At 60.4% G+C, this 21,256-nt stretch carries 19 protein-coding genes; 18 read left to right on the top strand and 1 reads right to left on the bottom strand.

Translation table 11 applies throughout. From position 1 onward, the window contains the following. The first annotated feature begins 75 nt into the window (after positions 1-75). The 8 genes from MKS85_RS01000 (at position 76) to MKS85_RS01035 (ending at position 8,890) form a co-directional block, all read left to right on the top strand. A complete protein-coding gene (locus MKS85_RS01000; RefSeq protein WP_310662561.1) occupies positions 76-2,301 on the top strand; it encodes a type VI secretion system tip protein TssI/VgrG in 2,226 nt (741 codons plus the stop codon). Positions 2,302-2,317: 16 nt separating this feature from the next. Further along, on the top strand, positions 2,318-2,776 hold the full coding sequence (locus MKS85_RS01005; RefSeq protein ID WP_310662562.1) for a DUF6484 domain-containing protein: 459 nt from the start codon (positions 2,318-2,320) through the stop codon (positions 2,774-2,776). Between the two features lie 12 nt (positions 2,777-2,788). Further along, entirely contained in the window at positions 2,789-3,931 is a 1,143-nt protein-coding gene (locus MKS85_RS01010; RefSeq protein WP_047226481.1) for a DUF2169 domain-containing protein, read from the top strand. Next, positions 3,928-4,980 carry a 3-oxoacyl-ACP synthase gene (locus tag MKS85_RS01015; RefSeq protein WP_173406964.1) on the top strand — a complete coding sequence of 351 codons (1,053 nt, stop codon included), beginning with the start codon at positions 3,928-3,930 and terminating at the stop codon, positions 4,978-4,980. Before MKS85_RS01010 ends, MKS85_RS01015 begins: the two co-directional genes overlap by 4 nt. Beyond that, complete coding sequence (locus MKS85_RS01020; RefSeq protein WP_047226479.1) at positions 4,977-5,894, top strand: DUF4150 domain-containing protein; 918 nt, start codon at positions 4,977-4,979, stop codon at positions 5,892-5,894. Before MKS85_RS01015 ends, MKS85_RS01020 begins: the two co-directional genes overlap by 4 nt. Continuing rightward, complete coding sequence (locus MKS85_RS01025) at positions 5,891-6,760, top strand: hypothetical protein (protein ID WP_177513913.1); 870 nt, start codon at positions 5,891-5,893, stop codon at positions 6,758-6,760. Before MKS85_RS01020 ends, MKS85_RS01025 begins: the two co-directional genes overlap by 4 nt. A gap of 15 nt (positions 6,761-6,775) precedes the next feature. Further along, positions 6,776-8,035: a TIGR02270 family protein gene (locus MKS85_RS01030; protein ID WP_188250879.1), complete on the top strand. Its 1,260-nt coding sequence runs from the start codon at positions 6,776-6,778 to the stop codon at positions 8,033-8,035. 75 nt (positions 8,036-8,110) lie between these two features. Next, positions 8,111-8,890 (top strand): SDR family NAD(P)-dependent oxidoreductase, encoded by a 780-nt coding sequence (locus MKS85_RS01035; protein WP_310662563.1) that lies wholly within the window; start codon positions 8,111-8,113, stop codon positions 8,888-8,890. Positions 8,891-8,931: 41 nt separating this feature from the next. Here the strand turns inward: MKS85_RS01035 and MKS85_RS01040 are convergent, their stop codons facing one another. Beyond that, the gene (locus tag MKS85_RS01040; protein WP_047226475.1) at positions 8,932-9,813 is read right to left on the bottom strand and encodes a LysR family transcriptional regulator; all 882 of its coding nucleotides are present in this window, start codon (positions 9,811-9,813) and stop codon (positions 8,932-8,934) included. Positions 9,814-9,965: 152 nt separating this feature from the next. On the opposite strand from MKS85_RS01040, the gene MKS85_RS01045 reads away from it, so the two are divergent. From MKS85_RS01045 to MKS85_RS01090, 10 genes are all read left to right on the top strand, one after another. After that, on the top strand, positions 9,966-11,177 hold the full coding sequence (locus MKS85_RS01045; RefSeq protein WP_310662564.1) for an MFS transporter: 1,212 nt from the start codon (positions 9,966-9,968) through the stop codon (positions 11,175-11,177). 100 nt (positions 11,178-11,277) lie between these two features. Beyond that, a complete protein-coding gene (locus tag MKS85_RS01050; protein WP_047226473.1) occupies positions 11,278-12,297 on the top strand; it encodes a LacI family DNA-binding transcriptional regulator in 1,020 nt (339 codons plus the stop codon). Next, positions 12,281-13,285: an ABC transporter substrate-binding protein gene (locus MKS85_RS01055; protein WP_047226472.1), complete on the top strand. Its 1,005-nt coding sequence runs from the start codon at positions 12,281-12,283 to the stop codon at positions 13,283-13,285. Before MKS85_RS01050 ends, MKS85_RS01055 begins: the two co-directional genes overlap by 17 nt. A 48-nt stretch (positions 13,286-13,333) precedes the next feature. Next, entirely contained in the window at positions 13,334-14,155 is an 822-nt protein-coding gene (locus tag MKS85_RS01060; RefSeq protein ID WP_310662750.1) for an ABC transporter permease, read from the top strand. Then, the gene (locus MKS85_RS01065) at positions 14,152-14,946 is read left to right on the top strand and encodes an ABC transporter permease subunit (protein WP_310662565.1); all 795 of its coding nucleotides are present in this window, start codon (positions 14,152-14,154) and stop codon (positions 14,944-14,946) included. Before MKS85_RS01060 ends, MKS85_RS01065 begins: the two co-directional genes overlap by 4 nt. Continuing rightward, positions 14,943-15,974, top strand: a complete 1,032-nt coding sequence (locus tag MKS85_RS01070) for an ABC transporter ATP-binding protein (protein WP_047226469.1) — start codon at positions 14,943-14,945, stop codon at positions 15,972-15,974. The genes MKS85_RS01065 and MKS85_RS01070 overlap by 4 nt, the downstream gene beginning before the upstream one ends. A gap of 25 nt (positions 15,975-15,999) precedes the next feature. Further along, positions 16,000-16,830 (top strand): phosphodiesterase, encoded by an 831-nt coding sequence (locus MKS85_RS01075; protein WP_310662566.1) that lies wholly within the window; start codon positions 16,000-16,002, stop codon positions 16,828-16,830. Positions 16,831-17,008: 178 nt separating this feature from the next. Further along, positions 17,009-18,328: an OprD family porin gene (locus MKS85_RS01080; protein ID WP_076384677.1), complete on the top strand. Its 1,320-nt coding sequence runs from the start codon at positions 17,009-17,011 to the stop codon at positions 18,326-18,328. A 185-nt stretch (positions 18,329-18,513) separates the two neighbouring features. After that, positions 18,514-18,987 (top strand): (2Fe-2S)-binding protein, encoded by a 474-nt coding sequence (locus tag MKS85_RS01085; RefSeq protein WP_047226466.1) that lies wholly within the window; start codon positions 18,514-18,516, stop codon positions 18,985-18,987. 12 nt (positions 18,988-18,999) lie between these two features. Then, the gene (locus MKS85_RS01090; RefSeq protein ID WP_107322479.1) at positions 19,000-21,240 is read left to right on the top strand and encodes a xanthine dehydrogenase family protein molybdopterin-binding subunit; all 2,241 of its coding nucleotides are present in this window, start codon (positions 19,000-19,002) and stop codon (positions 21,238-21,240) included. Positions 21,241-21,256: the final 16 nt, after the last annotated feature.

Here is a 21,256-nt window from a genome sequence, read left to right on the forward strand (position 1 = left end):
TGGCCGGTATTGCTGATACGCCGCTGCCTTCCTTACGGCGAACGGATGCCCGAACACGAGCCAAGGAAGCCGTAGATGGCAATCACCCAAAACAACCGTCTGGTACAGGTCGACAGTCCTCTCGGTGGCGATGTCCTGTTGTTGCAGAGCATGGATGGCAGCGAAGAGTTGGGGCGGTTGTTTCACTACGAATTGGAACTTACCTCCGAAGACCGGGCGATCAAGTTCGATCAGTTGCTGGGCAAGCCGATGGGTTTGACCCTGGAGTTGTACAGCGGAGGCAAACGCTATTTCCACGGCATTATCAGCAGCTGCCGGCAACTGACCGGTCACGGCCAGTTCGCGGGTTACCGCGTCAGTTTGCGGCCATGGTTCTGGCTACTCACGCGGACCTCGGACTGTCGGATTTTCCAGAACAAGACCGTGCCGGACATCATTAAGCAGGTGTTTCGCGACCTCGGTTTCTCTGATTTTGAAGACAGCCTCAGCGCCAGCTACCGTGAGTGGGAATATTGCGTTCAGTACCGCGAAAGCAGCTTCGATTTCGTCAGCCGGCTGATGGAACAGGAAGGCATCTATTACTACTTCCGCCATGAAAAGGAGCGTCATGTTCTGGTGCTGGCCGACGCTTATGGTGCTCACTCCACGCCAGCGGACTACGACTCGGTGCCCTTCTATCCGCCCGATCGGCAAATGCGCGAGCGCGATCATTTCTACGACTGGCAACTGGCACGGGAAGTCCAGCCGGGTTCGCTGGCGCTGAACGACTATGACTTCCTGCGCCCGCGCGCCAGCCTTGAGGTGCGCTCCAGCGTGGTACGCAACCACAGCAACGGTGACCACCCGCTGTATGACTACCCCGGTGAATACCTGCAGAGCAACGATGGCGATCACTACGCACGCACCCGCATCGAAGCCATTCACAGCCAGTTCGAGCGCGTGCAGTTGCGCGGCCGGGCCCGCGGGTTGGGCTCCGGTCATTTGTTCACGCTGACGGGTTACGACCGTGCGGACCAGAATCGCGAATACTTGGTGGTGGTCGCGCGCTATCAGATCCGTCAGGAAATCTATGAAAGCGGACAGTCAGATTTAGCCGAACAGTTCGTCAGCGAGCTGGACTGCATGGATGCCAGCCAAGCCTTCCGCCCTCTCCCTCTGACGCCCATGCCCATTGTCCGTGGGCCGCAGACCGCCGTGGTGGTTGGCCCCAGTGGCGAGGAGATCTGGACCGACCAGTATGGCCGGGTCAAGGTGCACTTCCACTGGGATCGCCATGACCAATCCAACGAAAACAGCTCCTGCTGGATTCGCGTGTCCCAAGCCTGGGCTGGCAAAAACTGGGGGGCGGTGCAGATCCCGCGGATCGGTCAGGAAGTGATCGTCAGCTTCCTTGAAGGCGACCCCGACCGGCCGATCATCACCGGTCGCGTCTACAACGCCGAACAGACCGTGCCCTACAAGCTGCCAGCCAATGCCACTCAGAGTGGCGTGAAAAGTCGTTCAAGCAAGGACGGCTCACAGGCAAACTTCAATGAGATCCGCATGGAGGACAAGAAAGGCGCGGAGCAACTGTTTATCCACGCCGAGAAGAATCAGGACATCGAGGTCGAGAACGACGAGACCCATTGGGTCGGCCACGACCGCAGCAAGACCATCGACAACGATGAAACCGTACACGTCAAACACGACCGCACTGAGACCGTGGACAACAACGAAACCATCAAGATCGGCGTCGACCGCAAGGAAACCGTCGGCAACAACGAAACCATCTCCATCGGCGTGAACCGCACCGAAGATGTGGGCAGCGACGAGAAAATCACCATCGGCGCCAACCGCACCGAAAAGGTGGGCAGCAACGAGACCATCACCATAGGTGCGGACCGCACGGAAAAGGTCGGTGCCAACGAAAGCATCACCATCGTCAGCAACCGCACCGAGGACGTGGGCGGTAACGAGACCATCGGCATCACCGGCAACCGCAACGAAACGGTCAAAGGCAACGAAGGTATCGAGATCAATGGCAACCAGAGTACCCAGATCGGCCAGAACGAATCCCGTGACGTCGCCCAGAGCCGCACCACTGACATCAAGCAAAACGACAGCCTGGACGTTGGCAAGCACTTCTCCCTCAACGCCGGCGACTCGATCAGCCTGACGACGGGCGCGGCCAGCATCACCATGAAGAAGGACGGCACCATCGTGATCAGCGGCAAGAACATCACCATCGACGGCTCCGGCGCCATCAACATCAAGGCGAACAAGAACGTTGTCGTCAAAGGCCAGAAAATCCTGCAGAACTAGCCACGGAGTGGGCGCCATGACCGTTGAATATCATTTGACCGTTTCCTCCACCGCCACGCCCGCGCGCGTGGATGGTGTTGTGATTGGGGTGCTGCTGGATGTGCCCAGTGCAGATGCTCCTGTGGTCGCCTTCCCTGGCTGCCCCGCCGAAATCGGCCTCGCCGCGCGCACCACCACCCCACTCGCCCGTGAAGACATCGGCGCCCAGGTCGCTCTGATGTTCGAGGCCGGCGACCTGACCCGGCCGCTGGTGATTGGTCGAATCCAGCGTCTGCCGCAAACCACGCCCCGCGCCGTCGCGAACCTGGACGGCGAGCGTTTGGAGTTCACCGCAGAACGGGAAATCGTCCTGCGTTGCGGCAAGGCCAGCATCACTCTTACCCGTGAAGGCAAGGTACTGATCCGAGGCGCCTACCTCTCGAGCCGATCATCTGGAGTGAACCGGATCAAGGGCGGCTCGGTACAGATCAACTGAGGCAGTGACGCCATGGAATTGATAAACAAGACCCGCCTCGTCGGCGGCTTTACCACCTCAACCGATAAAACCGGCCGTGAATGGCTGGTCGTGGTGGCGAAAGGAACCTACGGCATTGCTGATCATCCTGGACATGAACCTCGCCTGCTGGAACAACAGGCTCCGCTGATCATGGCTGATGTGTTCCCAGGGGAACCGGGCGAATCAGCTGCGTTATACGAAAACGATTTTGCACTGCACAAGCCACGCTGCGATGTCCTGCTCAATGGACACTGCTACGCACCCAATGGAGAGCCGGTAACAGAGCTGAACGTAGCCCTGAAAGTCGGGACGCTGGTAAAAGCATTCAAAGTCGTGGGGGCACGAGTCTATGTGGAGGGCGCCCTCTCACACTCGACAACCAGGCCTGTTCCCTTCACAAGAATGCCTGTTTCCTATGCCCAGGCTTTTGGCGGGGTGGACCGCACGCATGCCGACGCCACTCAACATCAGTGGTACCCCTGGAACCCTGTAGGGGTCGGATTTTACCCAAGTGCAAACACTGCCCGGATAAATGGTCTGCCGCTGCCCAATACCGAAGAACTGGACAGGCCCGTCACCACGCCCGATGGGAATTACAAACCGATGGCATTCGGCCCGATCGGTCGAGCCTGGCAACAGCGGATCCGATGGGCCGGCACTTATGATCAGGCGTGGCTTGATCATCAGTTTCCATTTCTGCCGGAAGATTTTGACCTGCGTTATTTCCAGTGCGCACCAGAGGATCAGCAAATTGACTACCCGCAAGGTGGCGAAGAAGTTGCGCTGCTCAATCTCAACGATAAAGGCCGGACGGCATTCAGGCTTCCGACAAACTTGAAACTGCCGGTGCTCCTGGTTTTTCACGATGACAGCACGCGGGAAACGGCAGCCGTTGTCGACACCGTGATTCTGGAGCCGGACGCGAATCGGCTGCTCCTGACATGGCGAGCTTCTGCGCCGCTCGGGCGCAACATCAAGGAAGTGGCCAAGGTCATCGTCGGGCAAAGCGCCGATCAGTTCGAACAGGCCAAGGCCAACGAAGAACGCATGCGAGGAAAGCAACACTTCAAGTCATTGGCTCAACTCATCGCGTGGACTAAGGAAGCTTATCCTCCCGCAGAAGAGGCGTTATGACGCCGGCCCTTTTCATCACCAGCATGGGCATGGCTTGCCCTGTGGGCCTATGCGTCGCCAGTGCCTGTGCTGCCAAGCGCGCCGGACTGTCAGCGCTCCAGGAGCTGCCGTTTTTTGACAACGCTTGCGAACCCATCATCGGCGCGACGGTGTCCAGTCTCGACCTGGCGCTGCCGGCAGCATCGCGTATGTCCGGGCTCATGCTGCATGCACTGGTGGAGTTGATACAGGGTGCGCCGAAGCTGGATTGGACAGAAGTGCCCTTTCTCCTGTGCCTGGCTGAACCGGAGCGCCCCGGAATCGATATCAGGGGAATAGCCCAGACCGTCATACACGACGCATCTTCCAAGTTGGGCATACAGTTCCACCCAACCCACTCCAGGGTCATCCCCTCCGGCCAGGTTGCCGGCATGCAAGCCCTTCATGAAGCCAGTCGATTGATGCAAGAAACCCGTGCGCCTGCCTGCGTGGTGGCGGGTGTCGACTCGCTGCTCAGCGCCTTGACGCTGCAATGGCTGGACCAGCATCGCCGGCTGAAAACGGCCACTCACAATGACGGCTTGTTTCCTGGCGAAGGGGCCGCGGCCATCTTGATTCAGGCCTATCGGCAACCTGGCACCTGCTTGGAAATCTCAGGCCTGGGATTCGGGCAAGAAGAGGCACCGCTTTTGTCGAACAAACCCCTGCGAGCAGGCGGGCTGACCGACGCCGCCCGCACGGCGCTCGCACAGGCCAGACTGGGTTTGCATGAAATTGATCTGCGCCTGTCCGATGTCACGGGCGAGCAATACGGCTTCAAGGAACTTCCGCTGATGGAGGCCCGGCTTTTTCGGACCGTCCGAAAAGAGGATCAGCCACTGTGGCATTGGGCAGAGGCCATGGGTGACACCGGGGCCATTGCTGGAATCGTCCAGTTGATACTCGCCGACCAGGCGTTTCGCAAAGGCTATGCACCGGGAACCAGCGCGATCTGTCTGAGCAGTGCCCTGGCCGGTGCACGCGCCGCCGCCGTCGTGCGCGACCTCAGTCGACCCCAGGGGCCCCTATGAGCTGCGACGTTTATGCAAATGGCGATGAGATTGCATGCAAAGCGGGTGGCGGCAAGGTCATCGCGGCATTCCCGGATGTCTGCCTGACGCCACCACCGCCTCCCGCAGGACCCATCCCGGTGCCCTATCCGGACACCTCGTTTTCCAAGGACATGAAGAAAGGCAGCAAGACCGTCAAGATCGAAAACAAGGAGATCATGTTAAAAAATCGCTCCTTCTATAAAACCTCCCCACTGGGCGATGAAGCCGCCACAAGAAGCCAGGGTGCCGGTGTCATCACTCACGTCATCACCGGTAAGACCTATTTTGTTTCATGGTCAATGGATGTTCTTTTCGAAGGCCAGAACGTAGACCGACATACCGACCTCACCACATCGAATCATGCCAGTCCCGCAGCGAATGCGGCCGTCCCCATGGTCAACACCGCCAAATACAGTCCGGTGCAACAAGACGCCAAGGTGCCAGGCAAACACAAATGTGAATGTTGTGGCGGCGCGGCGCACTCCAAGGCTCAAGCGAACGGGGAGTACATGACGGAAGACGAATTCTACGGCACCGCACAAAATCCTCAGAACGCCGCCGTCCTCGCCAAAGTCCGGGCAAACCCCAAGTGCAGGCACTTGTTGCCACCTGCCGGAAAGCAACCGAGCGGATGCAATAAGTACTACGTAACGAGCAAACGAGAGAAAGCCAACATTGAAAATGATTGGGCGATTAACAGGCCAGGCTATATGCGTTGGAAAACCGAAGTGGGTCAGGGAGAACCGGTGGCGCATAGAGTCCCCAAGGCGGCCGGAGGTTGTCCGGCCGGGCAAGGGAATCTCGCCCCGACTGGCAAGAAGTGTGAGAAGCTCGAAGGAGAGCTCAGTTCACTTCAAGAGACACGCATCAATAGTTTTCCAAGGCCTGAATGATGAAAACCTCTAATTACAAGCACACTCAAAGACCCGGTTTTCTTCAAGACAGCTTCTATTGGAAGGGGCGTGGCTATCACTACTGCGGCTGCGCTCCGGCAGAAGTAATGTCGCCTGACGGCTGGAAGAAAGACGACCCGTGGATGGCACTTGCTGCGATTCTGGAGCAAGCCAAGCATGGCGATTACAGCCATGTATCCCAACTGCGCAAATGGATAGTGGACCCTGATTGCGATCCAACGCTGGTATCGGCTTGCCTCGGTCTGACCGCTGATGCAGGACTCGACACCGACCTGGATTTCCTTGCCGAGCTCATACTCGAAGGCCCCACCTACCTGCGTATCGAGGCGTGCCTGGCAGCGCAGTGGTCTGGTGTGCTGTGGCTGATACCTTTCATGGTTGAGGCATGGCGCACGTTTGCCCGTCGGGCCGACCGAGCCGCCGTGGAAGCCAATTTAAGCAATCTTCTTGACCCCATCGAAAACGAACCCGAGTTCTTTGACAGTGGCTTGAACGAAATCGAATACAAAGCGGCTGTCGATTCACGACTGAGCGAACTGCAGAACGCTTATGGCAGCGATCGCTGCTCGATCTCCGGTGGCATGCCCGTCGACATGAACAAACAAGTCTGGGTCATGAGAAAGTCCCTGGTTCCTTCAGGCACTGATGAATGGATCGACTGGAGCAACTTTCTCATCTGGAGGCGTAAATTCGAGGTGTATTCCGGCGTCGACTGCTCCAGTTTCTATGGGAAAAATGGCGACTTTCAACCGCTGAATGCGGCCGCTGTCCTGGACCGATACATGGCCTCTCCCCTGCAGTTCGAAGTCGGTAAACGTTACTTCTTCGGAAACCTGGTGCCGTAACAAGACAGAGACGTCATGCTCCCCATCTCCTCAATGATCGAGCAACATGCCGAAGAAGCTTGCTTCCTCATCCTCCTGCACGATCACGCCGTGCGTGCCCCCCACTACGACCTTGATGATCTCAGCAAACTGGACGAGCGCATCGATGCCCATCTCGATGGCCTGCGCATCGCCGGCTCAACGGGCCTGGAAATCCTGCTGGCCCAGCTCGGTCCGCACGCCGTCGGCGAGACGTTCGCCAGTGTGTTGCTGGCCTTCGAGGCGGCCGATGCGAAGATGTTGTCGCGACTCAGCGATCATTTGCGAAGCGCGTCAGAAACGGAGCGCGGTTATCTGATGGCCCTGGGGTGGCTCGACTGGGAGCGTATATCGCCCTGGATCGAGCGCATGTTCGCCTCCCCTGAGCCGTTGTTTCACCGCCTCGGCCTGGCGGCCTGCGGGATGCATCGCCATGATCCCGGCCCTACCCTGCTGGCCGAACTGTCCCACGCCGACCCCAGCGTGCTGGCACGTGCCGCCCGCACGGCGGGCGAGCTGCGCCGGCGTGACCTGCTCCCGGCGATTCGTACCCACCGCCAGCATGAAGATGCCGCCACGCGCTTCTGGACCAACTGGGCCACCGCACAGATGGGCGACGCGCAAGCCCTGGAGCCATTGCGACAATTCGCCGAGCAACCGGGCCAGTTCCAGTATCGCGCGCTCTGCGTATTGCTGGCCTGGCAGGAACGTGAGCCCAGCATCGCCTGGATACGCCAGTTGGTACAGGATCCCAGGGACCGGCGCATCGGCATCCAGGCCCTTGGGCTGCTGGGCGATCCGGTCTGTGTACCGTGGTTGATCCAGCAAATGAGCGACCTGCCCTATGCCCGGGTCGCCGGTGAAGCTTTCAGCCTGATCACCGGCGCTGACCTGGCGTTGCTTGATCTGGAGTTGCGGGACCTGCCCGATTTCGACGCCGGCCCGAACGATGACCCGCAAGACACCAACGTGGCAATGGACCCCGACGAAAATCTACCCTGGCCCGACCCGCAGCTCATCACCGCTTGGTGGCAGGCCCATGGCGGCGATTTCCAGGCGGGCGTCGGTTATGTGCTGGGACAAATGCAGAGCGAAGCCAGTTTTCGGCAGGCCCTTGCCCACGGCCAGCAACGCCAGCGCATCGCTGCCGCCTGCGGTATCGCCCGTTTTCGACCAAACGAAGTGCTTTTTCCCACCAGCGCACCGGCCTGGCGGCAACAGCAGTTGTTGGGGAGGACGGGGGTGTTCGGGCGTTGATCAGGGTGGTTATATAGCTCAAACGCAAATCAGGCTCCGACTCCTGATCATTACTTACAACCCTCTGGAGACACCATGCCAAACGCAACCGGACAGAACCCTGTGGCCCTTGTCAGCGGGGTTGGAAGTGAGATTGGGATTGGCATGGCCATCGCGCGCAGACTGGGGACTGCAGGTGCCAGACTGATCGTCACCGCCAGCAGTGCGCGAATCAATGATCGGGTCGCAGAACTGCGTGCCGAAGGATTCGACGTCCAAGGGCGGGCCATCGATCTTACCGATGAGCATCAGGTGCGTGAGTTTATCCCATGGGCAGAGTCCCTCTGGGGGCAGATCGATATTCTGGTCAACAACGCGGGCATGGCCATGCAAGGAAGCCCGGAGTTTTTTTCCGACTTGGAAACCATGGATCTGCACACCTGGAACCTTACCCTGGCGCGAAACCTGACCACGGCTTTTCTGCTTACACAGGCCGTTCTGCCCGGCATGCGGGCGCGCCGTTACGGGCGCATCGTAAACATCAGTTCCACTACCGGCACCCGCTGCAGTAACCCCGGTGAAGCGGCTTACAGCGCCGCAAAGGCCGCGATGGTTGGAATGAGCATGAGCCTGGCGCTTGAAGTCGCCCAGCAAGGGATCACTGTAAACAGCGTCGCTCCCGGCTGGATCACCACAGGGTCGAGCACTGCCGAGGAAGCCAAGGCGGCACGTTATACGCCGATGGGCCGGGCCGGACGTCCCGAAGAGGTGGCTGCAGTGGTTGCTTTCCTGGCGTCTTCAGAGGCGAGCTACCTCACTGGCGAAGTCATCGTGGTGGATGGCGGAAACTGTTTGGTCGAGAACAAGGCCCCTTGATCTGAACAGGCTCCTACAGGGTTGGGACATATCCCCGTGAGTCACTTGAACAATTCGCTGCTCATGAAATCAATGAACACCCGCAGTTTTGGCGCCAGATGCTTGCTTGAAGGCCAGAGCATGCGGAAGGTGCTCTGATGCCGATTGAACTCGTCAAGGACGGTAACCAGCTCACCGGCGACGATGGCATCGCGCACGGTGAAATCCGGTACGCAGGCAATCCCCAATGCATCGCGCACGACGTACAGCAACGCCTCGGTGGTGTTGCAGACCAGGGTGGCCGGCAGGTTGAGATCGGACTGCCCTTCCCCGTTCACCGGCCAGACCTGCAGCCTGCCAGTGCTGGGGAATTTGTATAGCAGGCAGGCATGGCGCAGCAGATCCGCCGGCACCTGCGGTGTGCCGTGTTCGGCGAAGTACCGGGGCGAACCGACCACGACGAGCTTGAACGCGCCTAACGGGCGGGACATCAGCCGGGAGTCGTTTGGCTCTCCGGTCCGAATGACGGCATCAAAACCTTCCTCAATGATGTCCACCAGCCTGTCGGAGAAATCCAGGTCCAATTCGATACTGGGGTAGCGGCGCATGAAAGCCATCAGCGTCGGCATGACCAAATCTGCAACCAGAGGCAAGCTCACGCGCAATTTGCCCCGCGGCGCTTTGCGGGTTTCCGACAGTTCCAGTTCGGCCGCTTCGACTTCGCAGAGAATGCGTCGGCAACGCTCGAGGAAAAGCGTCCCTTCTGCCGTCAGCGTGATACTGCGCGTGCTGCGATGAAACAGCCGCACCCCCAGCCTTTCCTCGAGCCGGGCCACGCTTTTACCCACCGCCGAAGACGAAATGCCAAGCGCCCTGCCCGCCTCTGAAAAGCTGCGGGTTTCGGCCGCGCGAACAAAAAAATCAATCCCGCTCAGTGATTCCACGCCAGGCTCCCATTGCGGACATTTTTTCCGATGTGTTGCGCACTCTAGCATTCTTGTCTCGCCCAAGAGCGGCACTTACCGTAGTCGACACTTATCAATCTGCGATTGACGCCGCCATCCGGCGGGTCAGAAGCGCGCCAAGCAGGTGACACATGACGATTGCCAATACCCATATCGACGCCGATGCCGAGGTCGTTCAAGACGCTGCGCCGCTCCCCATCGGTTCACTGTTCGCCCTCGCGTTGGCGGCGTTCGTGACCATTCTCACCGAAGCCTTGCCCGCCGGCCTTCTCTCCCAGATCAGCGAAGGGCTGGCGATCTCCGAAGCCCTCGCCGGCCAGTTGGTCACGGTCTATGCGATAGGTTCCTTGCTGGCGGCCATTCCCTTGACGGCCGCGACCCAAGGCATGCGGCGCCGGTCGCTCTTGCTGCTGGCCATCGCCGGTTTTGCCGTGGCCAATACGGTCACAACGTTTTCGTCCCATTACGGCTTGACGATCGTTGCCCGCTTGCTGGGTGGCGTATCGGCCGGGCTGCTCTGGGCCTTGTTGGCCGGGTATGCCGCCCGCATGGTGCCCGAGAGCCAGAAAGGTCGGGCGATTGCAATTGCCATGGTCGGCGCACCCTTGGCGTTATCCTTGGGCGTACCGGCCGGCACCTTGCTCGGTAATTTGATCGGCTGGCGGATGAGCTTCGCCATCATGAGTTTGTTCGCCGTCGCCTTGATGGTCTGGGTGCGACTCAAAGTGCCTGACTTTCCCGGGCAAACCACCGACAAACGCCTTGCCTTGCGCCAGGTCTTCACCCTGCCAGGCGTTCGCTCGGTGCTGTGTGTGGTGCTGGCCTTTGTCTTGGCGCACAACATTCTCTTTACCTATATCGCCCCGTTCCTGATGGCGGCAGGCCTGGGCGAGCGGATCGACTTGGTGCTGCTGGTCTTCGGGGGCGCCTCGTTGCTGGGCATCTGGGTCGTCGGCGCGCTGATCGATCGCCATCTACGGGCATTGACCCTTGCCAGCACGGCACTTTTCGCCATCTCGGCCCTGACACTGGGGGCCATGAGCGACAGCCTTGCTGCGATCTACACCGCCGTGGCGGCCTGGGGAGTCGCTTTTGGCGGGGCCGGGACGTTGTTCCAAACGGCAATCGCCAAGACGGCCGGAGACGCGGCGGATCTCGCCCAGTCGATGCTGGTCACGGCCTGGAACGTCGCCATTGCCGGCGGCGGGATCGTGGGGGGCATCCTGCTCGATCATCTGGGTGTCGTTGCGTTTGCGCCTGTGCTGGTCGCGCTCTTGCTGCTGACGTTGGCGGTGGTGTGGTCCGCCCGGCAGTATGGGTTTGCAGCAGACCCTCAACCATAGGCAGCAGCAACTGACATCAAATCGTCATCACTGCGTCGCCGAAACGCCATACATCCTGAGTACTGTCCTCGCCAATGAGATCGATCTCAAGCGAGTGACAATGACTGATTTGAAAGAAGTTGCACGGCTGGCAGGGGTTTCGCGGGCGACCGCGGCGCGAGCCTTTGCCTCCCCTGAAGTGGTCCGTCCGGCTACCCGGGAACAGGTCTTCGCCGCGGCGCGCCAACTGGGGTTTCGGCCCAACCGTCTTGGTCGCCAATTGCGCCTGCAAGTGACCAAGCTGATCGGTGTCGTGGTGCCCAACCTGCTCAATCCGGTGTTCGCCGAACAGTTTCAGGCGATGGAGCGTGCTGCACGCGTGCATGGTTACAACCTGTTGTTGGCAACCACCGATTACAGCAGCGAGCGCGAAAGCGCGGTCGTCGAGGAGTTGCTGCGACAGCGTGTCGATGGGCTAGTCCTCACGGTAACCGACGCCGAGAGCAACCGGGTGCTGCAAAGCCTGGACAGCGAGGACACGCCTTTTGTGCTGGCTTATCACCAGCCGGGTAATCCGGATTACAGCGCGGTGTCGGTGGACAACCGCGCCGGCATGGCGCTCGCCACCCGTTATCTGCTGGACGCCGGGCACACTCGGATTGGCATGGTCGCCGGCCCTGCCCTGCAATCGGACCGTGCTCGCCTGCGTTATGCCGGTTATTGCGAGGCAATGCATGGAGCCGGTCTCGCCAGCCTGCCGGTGATTGAAATGCCCGCCCATACCCAGGCTGACTTCGCCGCCATCGAGCCGTTGTTGCATGGCCCCCAGGCGCTCAGTGCGCTGGTCTGTTCCAACGATTTGCTGGCCATCAGCTTGATCGCCGAACTGCGCCGCAACGGCTGGCAAGTGCCTCGGCAACTCTCGGTCATCGGTTTTGACGGCATCGCCCTCGGCACCCAGATGCATCCGACGCTGTGCAGTGTTGTTCAGCCCATCGAGGCACTGGCCTGCACCGTGATTGATCAATTGTTGGCGCAGATCGCTGGCGCCACCCCGGTTTCCCATTGCCTGCCTTGTCATATCCGGCCGGGCGAAAGTACTCAACCCTACGAGGAGACGCTTGATGTTCCACTTGCGTAAAACCCTGGCGACACTGCTGTTATGCGGCGCGGCCACCTTGGCTCATGCCGGCGAAACGGCGATTTGCTACAACTGTCCACCAGAATGGGCCGACTGGGGCACGCAGCTCAAGGCGATTGCCGATACCACTGGCGTGCAGGTTCCGCTGGACAACAAGAACTCTGGACAGGCATTGGCGCAACTGGTCGCCGAGAAGGCCGCGCCGGTGGCGGACGTGGTGTATTACGGCGTGACGTTCGGTTTGCAGGCGCAAAAAGCCGAGGTGGTCGGCACGTATAAACCCAAGGGTTGGGAGCAGATCCCGGCGGGTTTGAAGGACCCCGAGGGACACTGGTTTGCCATTCACTCCGGCACCCTGGGCATCATGGTCAACGTCGATGCGCTGGGCGGTCTGCCCGTGCCGCAAAGCTGGGCCGACCTGCTCAAGCCTGAGTACAAAGGCATGGTCGGCTACCTTGACCCGTCCAGTGCTTTCGTTGGGTACGTCTCGGCGGTAGCGATCAACCAGGCCATGGGCGGCAATCTGGATAACTTCGCCCCAGCCATCGACTACTTCAAAAAGCTGGCGAAAAACTCACCGATCGTGCCCAAGCAGACGGCTTATGCGCGGGTGCTGTCCGGGGAGTTGCCGATTCTGGTGGACTACGACTTCAACGCCTATCGGGCTCGTTACAAAGACAAGGCCAACGTTGCCTTTGTGATTCCCAAGGAAGGCAGCATCAGCGTGCCTTACGTGATGAGCATCGTCGATAACGCCCCTCATCGGGCCAACGCCGAGAAGGTCCTGGATTTCGTTTTGTCTGAGCAAGGCCAGGCGCTCTGGGCCAAGGCGTACCTGCGACCGGTGCGGGCAATGAAAATGCCTGCCGATGTCGCCGCGCAGTTCCTGCCCGACAGCGATTACGCCCGGGCCGGTGTGGTCAACTACGAGCAGATGGCCGCGGCGCAGGAAGCCTTTTCCGCACGTTATCTGAGCGAGGTCAAGTAAGTGACCGTCTCGGCAGTAAAAGCCCGAGACGTACGGTCGGGCTGGGCCATGGTGCCGCGCTTGCGGCCGACCGCTGCCTGGGCGCTTGCGCCCGCGGCGGCGGTGCTGTTCGCCTTCTGGTTGTTGCCGCTGGCGCACCTGGTCTTGCTCGGTGGGCAAAGTCGCGATGGTAGCGACAGCGGCTATTGGCAGGTGCTGAGCAGCGCGCAATACCTGGGCAGTCTGGCGCAGACCTGCCTGCTGGCACTGGCAACGACCCTCGCGGCGTTGTTAGTGGGCGGCTTCAGTGGTTTTTTTCTCAGTCGCCAACGTTTCTTCGGCCGTTCGGTACTTGTCGCCTTGTTGACCTTCCCGCTGGCATTTCCCGGCGTGGTCGTTGGTTTTCTGGTGATCCTGCTGGCCGGCCGCCAAGGCTTGTTTGCCACCCTGGGGCTCGGCCTGGTGGGTGAGCGCTGGATTTTTGCCTACTCGTTGATGGGGTTGTGCATCGGCTACCTGTACTTCTCGATTCCGCGGGTGATTCTTACGGTGATGGCTGCCTGTGAAAGCCTGGATCGCAGCCTGGAAGAGGCCGCTCGTTCACTGGGGGCCAGTCATTGGCGTGTGCTCTGTGATGTCATTGTTCCTGGTCTTGCGCCGGCATTGGTCTCCTGCGGGGCGATTTGCTTTGCCACCTCCATGGGCGCGTTCGGTACCGCCTTCACCCTGGGTACCCGGCTCAACGTGACGCCGATGGCGATCTACAACGTGTTTACCAATTACGCCAATTTCGCCGTGGCCGCTGCGCTGTCGGTGGTGTTAGGGCTGGTGACCTGGGCGGTTCTGTTGCTGGCCCGGCGGCTGGCCAAAGATTCGAGGACAGTCTTGTGAAACGCTCAACGCTGTTTGTCGGGCAACTGGTGTTTACCTTGCTGGTGTGCGCTTTCATGTTGGTGCCCGTGGTGATGTCGCTGCTGGCCGGGCTGACGCGCAATTACTTCCAAGGGCTGTCCAGCGGCCTGACGTTCGACTGGCTGCTGCAAGTCTGGCAGGCGTATTCGCCGACGGTCTGGCTGTCCCTGCAACTGGCCGCCGCCTGTGCGCTGTGTGTCTGTGTGGTGGGTGTGCCGGCGGCTTACGCCCTGGTACGGATGAACAACCGCTTGAGCCGCGCGTTCGAGGAACTGATGGTGTTGCCGGTGGCGATGCCCGGTCTGGCCAGTGCCCTGGCATTGCTGCTCACCTATGGTCAGTTCGGCGGGTTTCGCAGCAGTTGGTTATTCATTCTCGTCGGCCACGTGCTGTTCACCCTGCCCTTTCTGGTGCGCCCGGTGATGGCGGTGATGCAACGCCAGCACTTGCCGATCCTGGAAGAAGCCGCCGCGAGCCTGGGTGCCGGGCCGATCCGGCGCTTCTTCAGCGTGGTGGTGCCCAACTGTCGGGCGGGGATTCTCGCCGGGGTCTTGATGGTCGTCACCCTGTCGTTGGGTGAGTTCAACCTGACCTGGATGCTCCACACGCCGATGACCAAAACCTTGCCGGTGGGTCTGGCCGACAGCTATGCCTCGGCCAGGCTGGAAGTCGCCAGCGCCTACACCCTTATATTCCTGTTGATGATTGTGCCGCTGCTTGTTGCGTTGCAGGCCATCAGCGCGCGCCTTTCCCGTGGAGCAAATCGATGAGCGGAACCACTATTCGCCTGAAGGGTTGTCGCAAGGCGTTCTCTGACGGCACCGTTGCCGTACATGACCTGGACCTGACCATTGAGGCTGGAGAAACCCTGGCGATCCTCGGCCCGTCCGGTTGCGGTAAAACCACCACCCTGCGCCTGATCGCGGGTCTGGAGCGTCCGGACGTGGGCCAGGTATTTTTTGGCGACAGCGACGTCACCCGCCTCCCCATCGAACGTCGCGACGTGGGCATGGTGTTCCAGAACTATGCGCTGTTTCCCAATCTGGATGTGGCCGGCAACATTGTTTACGGCCTGAAAGTTCGCGGTGTGTCACCCGCCGAGCGCAACAAGCGCTGTTTGGAGTTGCTGGAACTTGTCGGCTTGCAGGATCACGGCAAGCGCAGTATCCACGAGTTGTCCGGCGGTCAGCGCCAGCGAGTCGCCCTCGCCCGCGCCCTGGCACCCAGGCCCCGGGTGTTGCTGCTGGACGAACCGTTGGCGGCGCTGGACGCGCAGTTGCGTGAACGCCTGCGCAGCGAATTGGCCCAGTTGCTGCGCGGTTTGGGCATTACCGCCGTGTTCGTCACCCACGATCAGGGCGAAGCCATGGCGCTGGGGGATCGCATCCTGGTCATGGAGCATGGCCGCGTCGCGCAACTGGCTAGCCCGCGGGACATCTATCAGCAACCTGCCAACGCGTTCGTCGCCCGTTTTGTCGGCAATCTCAATGCTTTTTCGGTGATCGAGCACACGCCCCATGGCTTGAAGGTCAGTGGCGGTGAGTTGCCATGGAATGGCGCCGACCTACCCGCCACTGTCTATTGCCGCCCCGAGCATTTGCGGGTGATGGACAGTGAGGGCCATCTGCACGGGCGTCTGGTGGGCCAGTTTTTCCAGGGGGCTCAAAGCCGTCTGCTGGTGGATGTCGGTGCGGCTCAGCCTTTGCTGGTGGACAGCACCGATAGCGCTATCCATGCCCCCGGTGCCCTGATTGCCCTGGCCGTCGAGCCACAAGTGCTGTTCACCCTGTCATCGTGATCATTGTGTTTGCAGAGGGCTTATTTTGAATCATCCGTTTCTCATCGCGCAGATCAGTGATCTGCACCTTAAAGCCGGGCAAAAACTGACTTACGGCGTTGTCGATACCCTCGCTGCATTGCGTCGTGCGGTGGATCATTTGAACACCCAGGTGCCGCGTCCCGACATCGTGGTGGTCAGTGGCGACCTGGTGGACTTCGGTCGCCCTGATGAATATGCCGTGCTGCACCCTGAGCTGGCGCGCCTGCACATGCCTTGCTACCTGGTGCCTGGTAACCATGACAATCGCGAGCATTTGCGGGCGGCATTTGCCGACCACCGCTACCTACCGATACGGGCTGACGCCCCCCTGGACTGGGTGGTGGAGGAGCATCCGCTACGCCTTATTGGCCTGGACACCACCATTCCCGGTGCCCATGGCGGTCAGCTCCTGGACAGCCAGTTGCGCTGGCTCGATGAACAACTGGCCTGTCGTCCCGATGCGCCGACGCTATTGGTGCTGCATCACCCGCCGTTTGTAAGCGGGATTGGCCATATGGACCGTGAACCCTTCATCAACGCGGCGGCACTGGAGCAGGTCATTGCCCGACACCCGCAGGTGGAGCGCTTGCTGTGCGGGCATTTGCATCGGTCGATGCAACGGCGTTTCGGCGGCAGCCTGAGTTGCGTGTGCCCCGGTACCTCACATCAGATCGTCCTGGATCTACAGCCAACCGCTCCCGCGCATTTCAATCTGGAACCGCCGGGGTATCTGCTGCATCACTGGCATGGGCAGGCACTGGTGACCCATAACGGCGTGTTTGGCGAGTATGCCGGACCGTATCCGTTTTATGACGCTCATGGATTGATCGACTGATAACCCAGGGACTTTCATTGATGACCTGCTTTGGAGATTTAATCCCTACCCCACTCTATTCATTGAAGATTTTCTAACGAGTTATTGAACGCATCGGCCAATCATGTGATCGGCCGAGGGCTTCCTGCTGCCTTTTCACTGTGCCCGGAACAGAGGTTCCGCGCTGGAGTTCGTCCTGATGAAAGCTCTTTTCAACGTACTGAGTTTATTAACCGGCGGCGTGTGTATTGTCCTGAGCCCGTTGGCGTCTGCTGATTTTGTCAGCGACAGTAAGGCCAACTTGAACTTGCGCAATTTCTACTTCAACAACGATAACCGTGACGGTACCGCCGCGCCCTCGAAGACTGAGGAATGGGGCCAGGCCTTCATGCTCAATTATCAGTCCGGGTTTACCGACGGCACTGTGGGGTTTGGTCTGGATGCCATCGGCCTGCTGGGTTTGAAACTCGACAGCGGCGCGGGTCGCCATGTTGGCAGCTCGATGTTTCCCAACGACGGTGACAAGGCTGCCGACCAATGGGCTCGTCTCGGCGCAACGGCGAAGATGCGCGTCTCCAAGACCGAACTGCGTTACGGCACCTTGCAACCGAAACTGCCGATCCTGGTGTCCAACGATGGCCGTCTGTTGCCGCAAACTTTCGAAGGTGGCCAAGTCACCAGCAATGAAATCGACAACCTGACGTTCACCGCCGGCCAACTGGAACACGCCACCGGGCGTGCATCGAGTGACCGCGCCGGGCTGGCCGTTGCGGGCGGCAGCCAGGAAAGCAACAAATTCACCTTTGCCGGTGGCGACTACAAACTGACCAAGGACCTGACCGCACAGTATTACTACGCCAATCTCGAAGACTATTACCAACAGCACTTCGCCGGTTTGTTGCATGTATTGCCGCTGGGCGAATACGGCTCGCTGAAAACCGACTTGCGCTACTTCAAGACCACGTCCGATGGCAAGAACAGCAGCGCCGCCGGTCGCGCCAGTGGTTACAAACTGGGCGGCTACACCAAGGACGGCAGCGGGGAAATCGACAACGATACCTGGAGTGCGGCGTTCATTTACTCGCTGGGCGGCCATGCCATTACCGCGGGTTATCAAAGCGTTTCCGAAGACAGCAACTTTGCCCAACTCAACCAGGGTGGCTTGGTGGGTAAAGGCGAAGCCGGCGCCAGCCTTTATCTCTACACCGACCGCACTATTCAGACGTTCATCCAGGCGGGTGAGCGCACGGCGTTCGCCCAGTATGCCTACGACTTCGCCGCGCTTGGCGTGCCGGGATTGAAGGCGTCGGTGATGTACCTCAAGGGCGACAATATCCAGACCGCCAGCGGTCAGGACGCCAGTGAGTGGGAGCGCGATATCTCCCTGGACTATGTGATCCAGAGCGGTACGCTGAAGAACCTGGGTTTTGGCTGGCGCAACGCGATGTCCCGAAGCGAAGTGGCTCGCGACCAGGACCAGAATCGCCTGATCGTGAGTTACAGCATTCCCTTGATGTAAGCATCCAGCGCAATTCAGGGCCAGGGCGTCGAACTCGCGTGAAACGCTCCTGGCTCTTTATCAGCGCTTGCCCAACGTCGGCAGATTCGCACGATTGGGCAATCATCCGCGCGGATTATGCAACCAGCCCCCAGAATTGCTTCCTATAGTTATCCAGAGTCAAACCTTCTGGAGCTGGAATCGCTATGAGCGCCCTCAACATCAATGGCCGTGAGTATACGGTCGACGTAGACCCAGGCACCCCGATTCTCTGGACCCTGCGCGATGCGCTGGGCATGACCGGCACCAAATTTGGTTGTGGTGCAGCCCTGTGTGGCGCCTGCACCGTTCACCTGGATGGTCAGGCCATTCGTTCCTGCGTGACGCCAATCGCCGCCGCCCAAGGCAAGAAGATCACCACCATCGAGGCGGCCACAGATGGCAGTGACCCGGTCGGCACCGCCGTGCATGAGGCTTGGGTCAAACACGACGTGGCGCAGTGCGGCTACTGTCAGAGCGGCCAGATCATGAGCGCGACAGCGTTTCTCAAAGCCCAGCCCAAGGGCAAGCAGCCTACGGCGGCCGAAATCGACTCGGCGATGGCCGGCAACATTTGCCGCTGTGGCACTTACGCGCGCATCCGCGCTGCCGTGGCAGATGCCGCCAAAACCCTTGCCTGACCGGAGTTCGCCATGTTGAACGAGATTTTTCCAGACGAGATTCCCCGCGCTTTACAGCACATGCTTGAGCGCGATCAGGCTGACGGCCCTACCACCCTTCCCCGCCGCAGTTTCCTCAAGATTGTCGGCATCGGCGGTCTGGCCTTGGGCGCTTTTCCTCATCTTGCCTTGGCGCAAGAGGCCAACGGCGACGCCGCAGTACCACTCAAGCCGAATCAGCAACCTTCGGCATTCGTACAGATCGCGCCCAACGGCGAAGTCACCGTGACGATCAACCGGTTGGAATTCGGCCAGGGCGTGCAAACCAGCCTGCCGATGATTCTTGCCGAAGAGCTCGATGCCGACTGGAGTCTGGTGCGAGCCCGCAACGGCAGCGGTGATGCTGCTTATCAGGATCCGATCTTTGGTATACACCTCACTGGCGGCTCCAATTCGATCAAGAACAGCTATACCCAGTACCGCGAACTTGGCGCCCGTGCTCGTGCCATGCTGCTCTCGGCGGCGGCAGCACGCTGGAACGTGGACGTGGCCAGCCTGAGCACCCAAGCCGGCATGGTGCTCGGCCCGGCGGGCCGTAAGGCAAGCTACGGCGAATTGGCCGAGGCCGCTATGGCGCTGCCTGTGCCGGAAAAGGTGACACTCAAGGACCCCAAGGACTTTCGCATCATTGGCCATGCCACCACGCGCATCGATGCCAAGGCCAAGAGCAGCGGCCAGCAGGACTTCGGCATCGATATGCATCTGCCAGGGCAACTCACTGCCGTGGTCGCCCACCCGCCGGTGTTCGGTGCCAGAATCGCTTCGTTGGATGACAGCGCGGCACGCGCCACCCGGGGCGTGAAAGCGGTATTGCGCGTGCCGTTGGACGGCGGCGCCGAAGGTGTCGCGGTAGTCGCCGATAGCTACTGGCAGGCGAAGCTCGCGCGCGATGCCTTGAAGCTGGAGTGGGACCTGGCGTCGGTCGAAAAGGTGGACAGCGAAAAACAATTGCTCCAGTACCGGGAGCTGGCCGGCCAACCCGGCCCACTGCGCTTCGATGCCGACATGACGCCGCTGGCAACCGCGCCGCATCAACTGGAAGCTGAGTTCGTATTCCCCTACCTCGCCCACGCCCCCATGGAGCCTTTGAACTGTACTGTCCAGCTCGGCGAAGAACGCGCCGAACTGTGGGTCGGCACGCAGTTTCCCGGCGGCGACAGTGCGGCGGCCGCCAAGGTACTGAATCTCAAGCCCGAGCAAATCCAGCTGAACGTGCAGACGGCCGGCGGTGGTTTCGGCCGGCGCGGCGTGCCCACCGGCGACTTTGTCGTGCTGGCTTGCGAAGTGGCCAAAGCCGCCCGCGCTGAGGGGCTTGACGCGCCTGTGCGCACGCTCTGGAGCCGGGAAGACGACATCAAGGGCGGCTACTATCGCCCCATGCACCTGCATCGCGCGCGCATCGGTTTTGACGACGCTGGCAAGGTACTGGCCTGGGATCACGCCCTGGTCGGGCAATCCATTCTTACCGACACCGTGTTTGGGGGCCGGGTGAAGAACGGCATCGACCCCACCGCCACGGAAGGTATGCGTGATCCTTATCCGCTGCCGATGCGCCTGACGGTCCATCACCCGAAAGTCAACGTCCCCATCCTCTGGTGGCGCAGCGTAGGCTCCACCCATACGGCTTTTGTAATGGAAACCTTGATCGATGAGATCGCCCGTACAACCAAGCAGGATCCGGTGGCCTATCGGATGAAGCTGTTCGCCGATCAAAGCCCGCGCCATCGCGCAGCGCTGCAATTGGCGGTGGACAAGAGCGAATACGGCAAACGCCCGCTACCGGCTGGCCATGCCTGGGGCGTGGCGGTGCACGAGTCGTTCAGTTCGGTGGTGGCTTATGTCGTTGAGGCGTCGGTGCAGAGTGGCCGTCCGGTGCTGCACCAAGTGACTGCGGGTGTGCACTGCAATCTGGTGGTCAACCCGCGCAGTGTTGAAGCTCAGGTGCAAGGCGCAGCGCTGATGGGATTGTCGATGTGCCTGCCGGGCGGCGCCATCACCTTGAAAGACGGCGTCGTGCAGCAGAGCAACTTTGCTGACTTCAGCGTTCCACGCATTACCGACATGCCGGAGTTTGCCGTGCACATCGTGCCAAGCGCCGAACCACCCACCGGGATGGGCGAGCCCGGCCTGCCGGCGTTGGCTCCGGCTTTTGCCAATGCCATTGCCAGCCTGACGGGCAAGCCAATGCGTGAGTTGCCGTTCAAGATGACGTGATGGAGTGTATCTCCAG

This window comes from Pseudomonas sp. JL2 (assembly GCF_031570495.1).
Classification (GTDB): Bacteria; Pseudomonadota; Gammaproteobacteria; order Pseudomonadales; family Pseudomonadaceae; genus Aquipseudomonas; species Aquipseudomonas rhizophila.

Excerpts from the sequence above, each read along its gene's own strand:
- MKS85_RS01000 (WP_310662561.1), top strand. The coding sequence starts at position 76 with ATGGCAATCACCCAAAACAACCGTCTGGTACAGGTCGACAGTCCTCTC.
- MKS85_RS01005 (WP_310662562.1), top strand. The coding sequence starts at position 2,318 with ATGACCGTTGAATATCATTTGACCGTTTCCTCCACCGCCACGCCCGCG.
- MKS85_RS01010 (WP_047226481.1), top strand. The coding sequence starts at position 2,789 with ATGGAATTGATAAACAAGACCCGCCTCGTCGGCGGCTTTACCACCTCA.
- MKS85_RS01015 (WP_173406964.1), top strand. The coding sequence starts at position 3,928 with ATGACGCCGGCCCTTTTCATCACCAGCATGGGCATGGCTTGCCCTGTG.
- MKS85_RS01020 (WP_047226479.1), top strand. The coding sequence starts at position 4,977 with ATGAGCTGCGACGTTTATGCAAATGGCGATGAGATTGCATGCAAAGCG.
- MKS85_RS01025 (WP_177513913.1), top strand. The coding sequence starts at position 5,891 with ATGATGAAAACCTCTAATTACAAGCACACTCAAAGACCCGGTTTTCTT.
- MKS85_RS01030 (WP_188250879.1), top strand. The coding sequence starts at position 6,776 with ATGCTCCCCATCTCCTCAATGATCGAGCAACATGCCGAAGAAGCTTGC.
- MKS85_RS01035 (WP_310662563.1), top strand. The coding sequence starts at position 8,111 with ATGCCAAACGCAACCGGACAGAACCCTGTGGCCCTTGTCAGCGGGGTT.
- MKS85_RS01045 (WP_310662564.1), top strand. The coding sequence starts at position 9,966 with ATGACGATTGCCAATACCCATATCGACGCCGATGCCGAGGTCGTTCAA.
- MKS85_RS01050 (WP_047226473.1), top strand. The coding sequence starts at position 11,278 with ATGACTGATTTGAAAGAAGTTGCACGGCTGGCAGGGGTTTCGCGGGCG.
- MKS85_RS01055 (WP_047226472.1), top strand. The coding sequence starts at position 12,281 with ATGTTCCACTTGCGTAAAACCCTGGCGACACTGCTGTTATGCGGCGCG.
- MKS85_RS01060 (WP_310662750.1), top strand. The coding sequence starts at position 13,334 with ATGGTGCCGCGCTTGCGGCCGACCGCTGCCTGGGCGCTTGCGCCCGCG.
- MKS85_RS01070 (WP_047226469.1), top strand. The coding sequence starts at position 14,943 with ATGAGCGGAACCACTATTCGCCTGAAGGGTTGTCGCAAGGCGTTCTCT.
- MKS85_RS01080 (WP_076384677.1), top strand. The coding sequence starts at position 17,009 with ATGAAAGCTCTTTTCAACGTACTGAGTTTATTAACCGGCGGCGTGTGT.
- MKS85_RS01085 (WP_047226466.1), top strand. The coding sequence starts at position 18,514 with ATGAGCGCCCTCAACATCAATGGCCGTGAGTATACGGTCGACGTAGAC.
- MKS85_RS01090 (WP_107322479.1), top strand. The coding sequence starts at position 19,000 with ATGTTGAACGAGATTTTTCCAGACGAGATTCCCCGCGCTTTACAGCAC.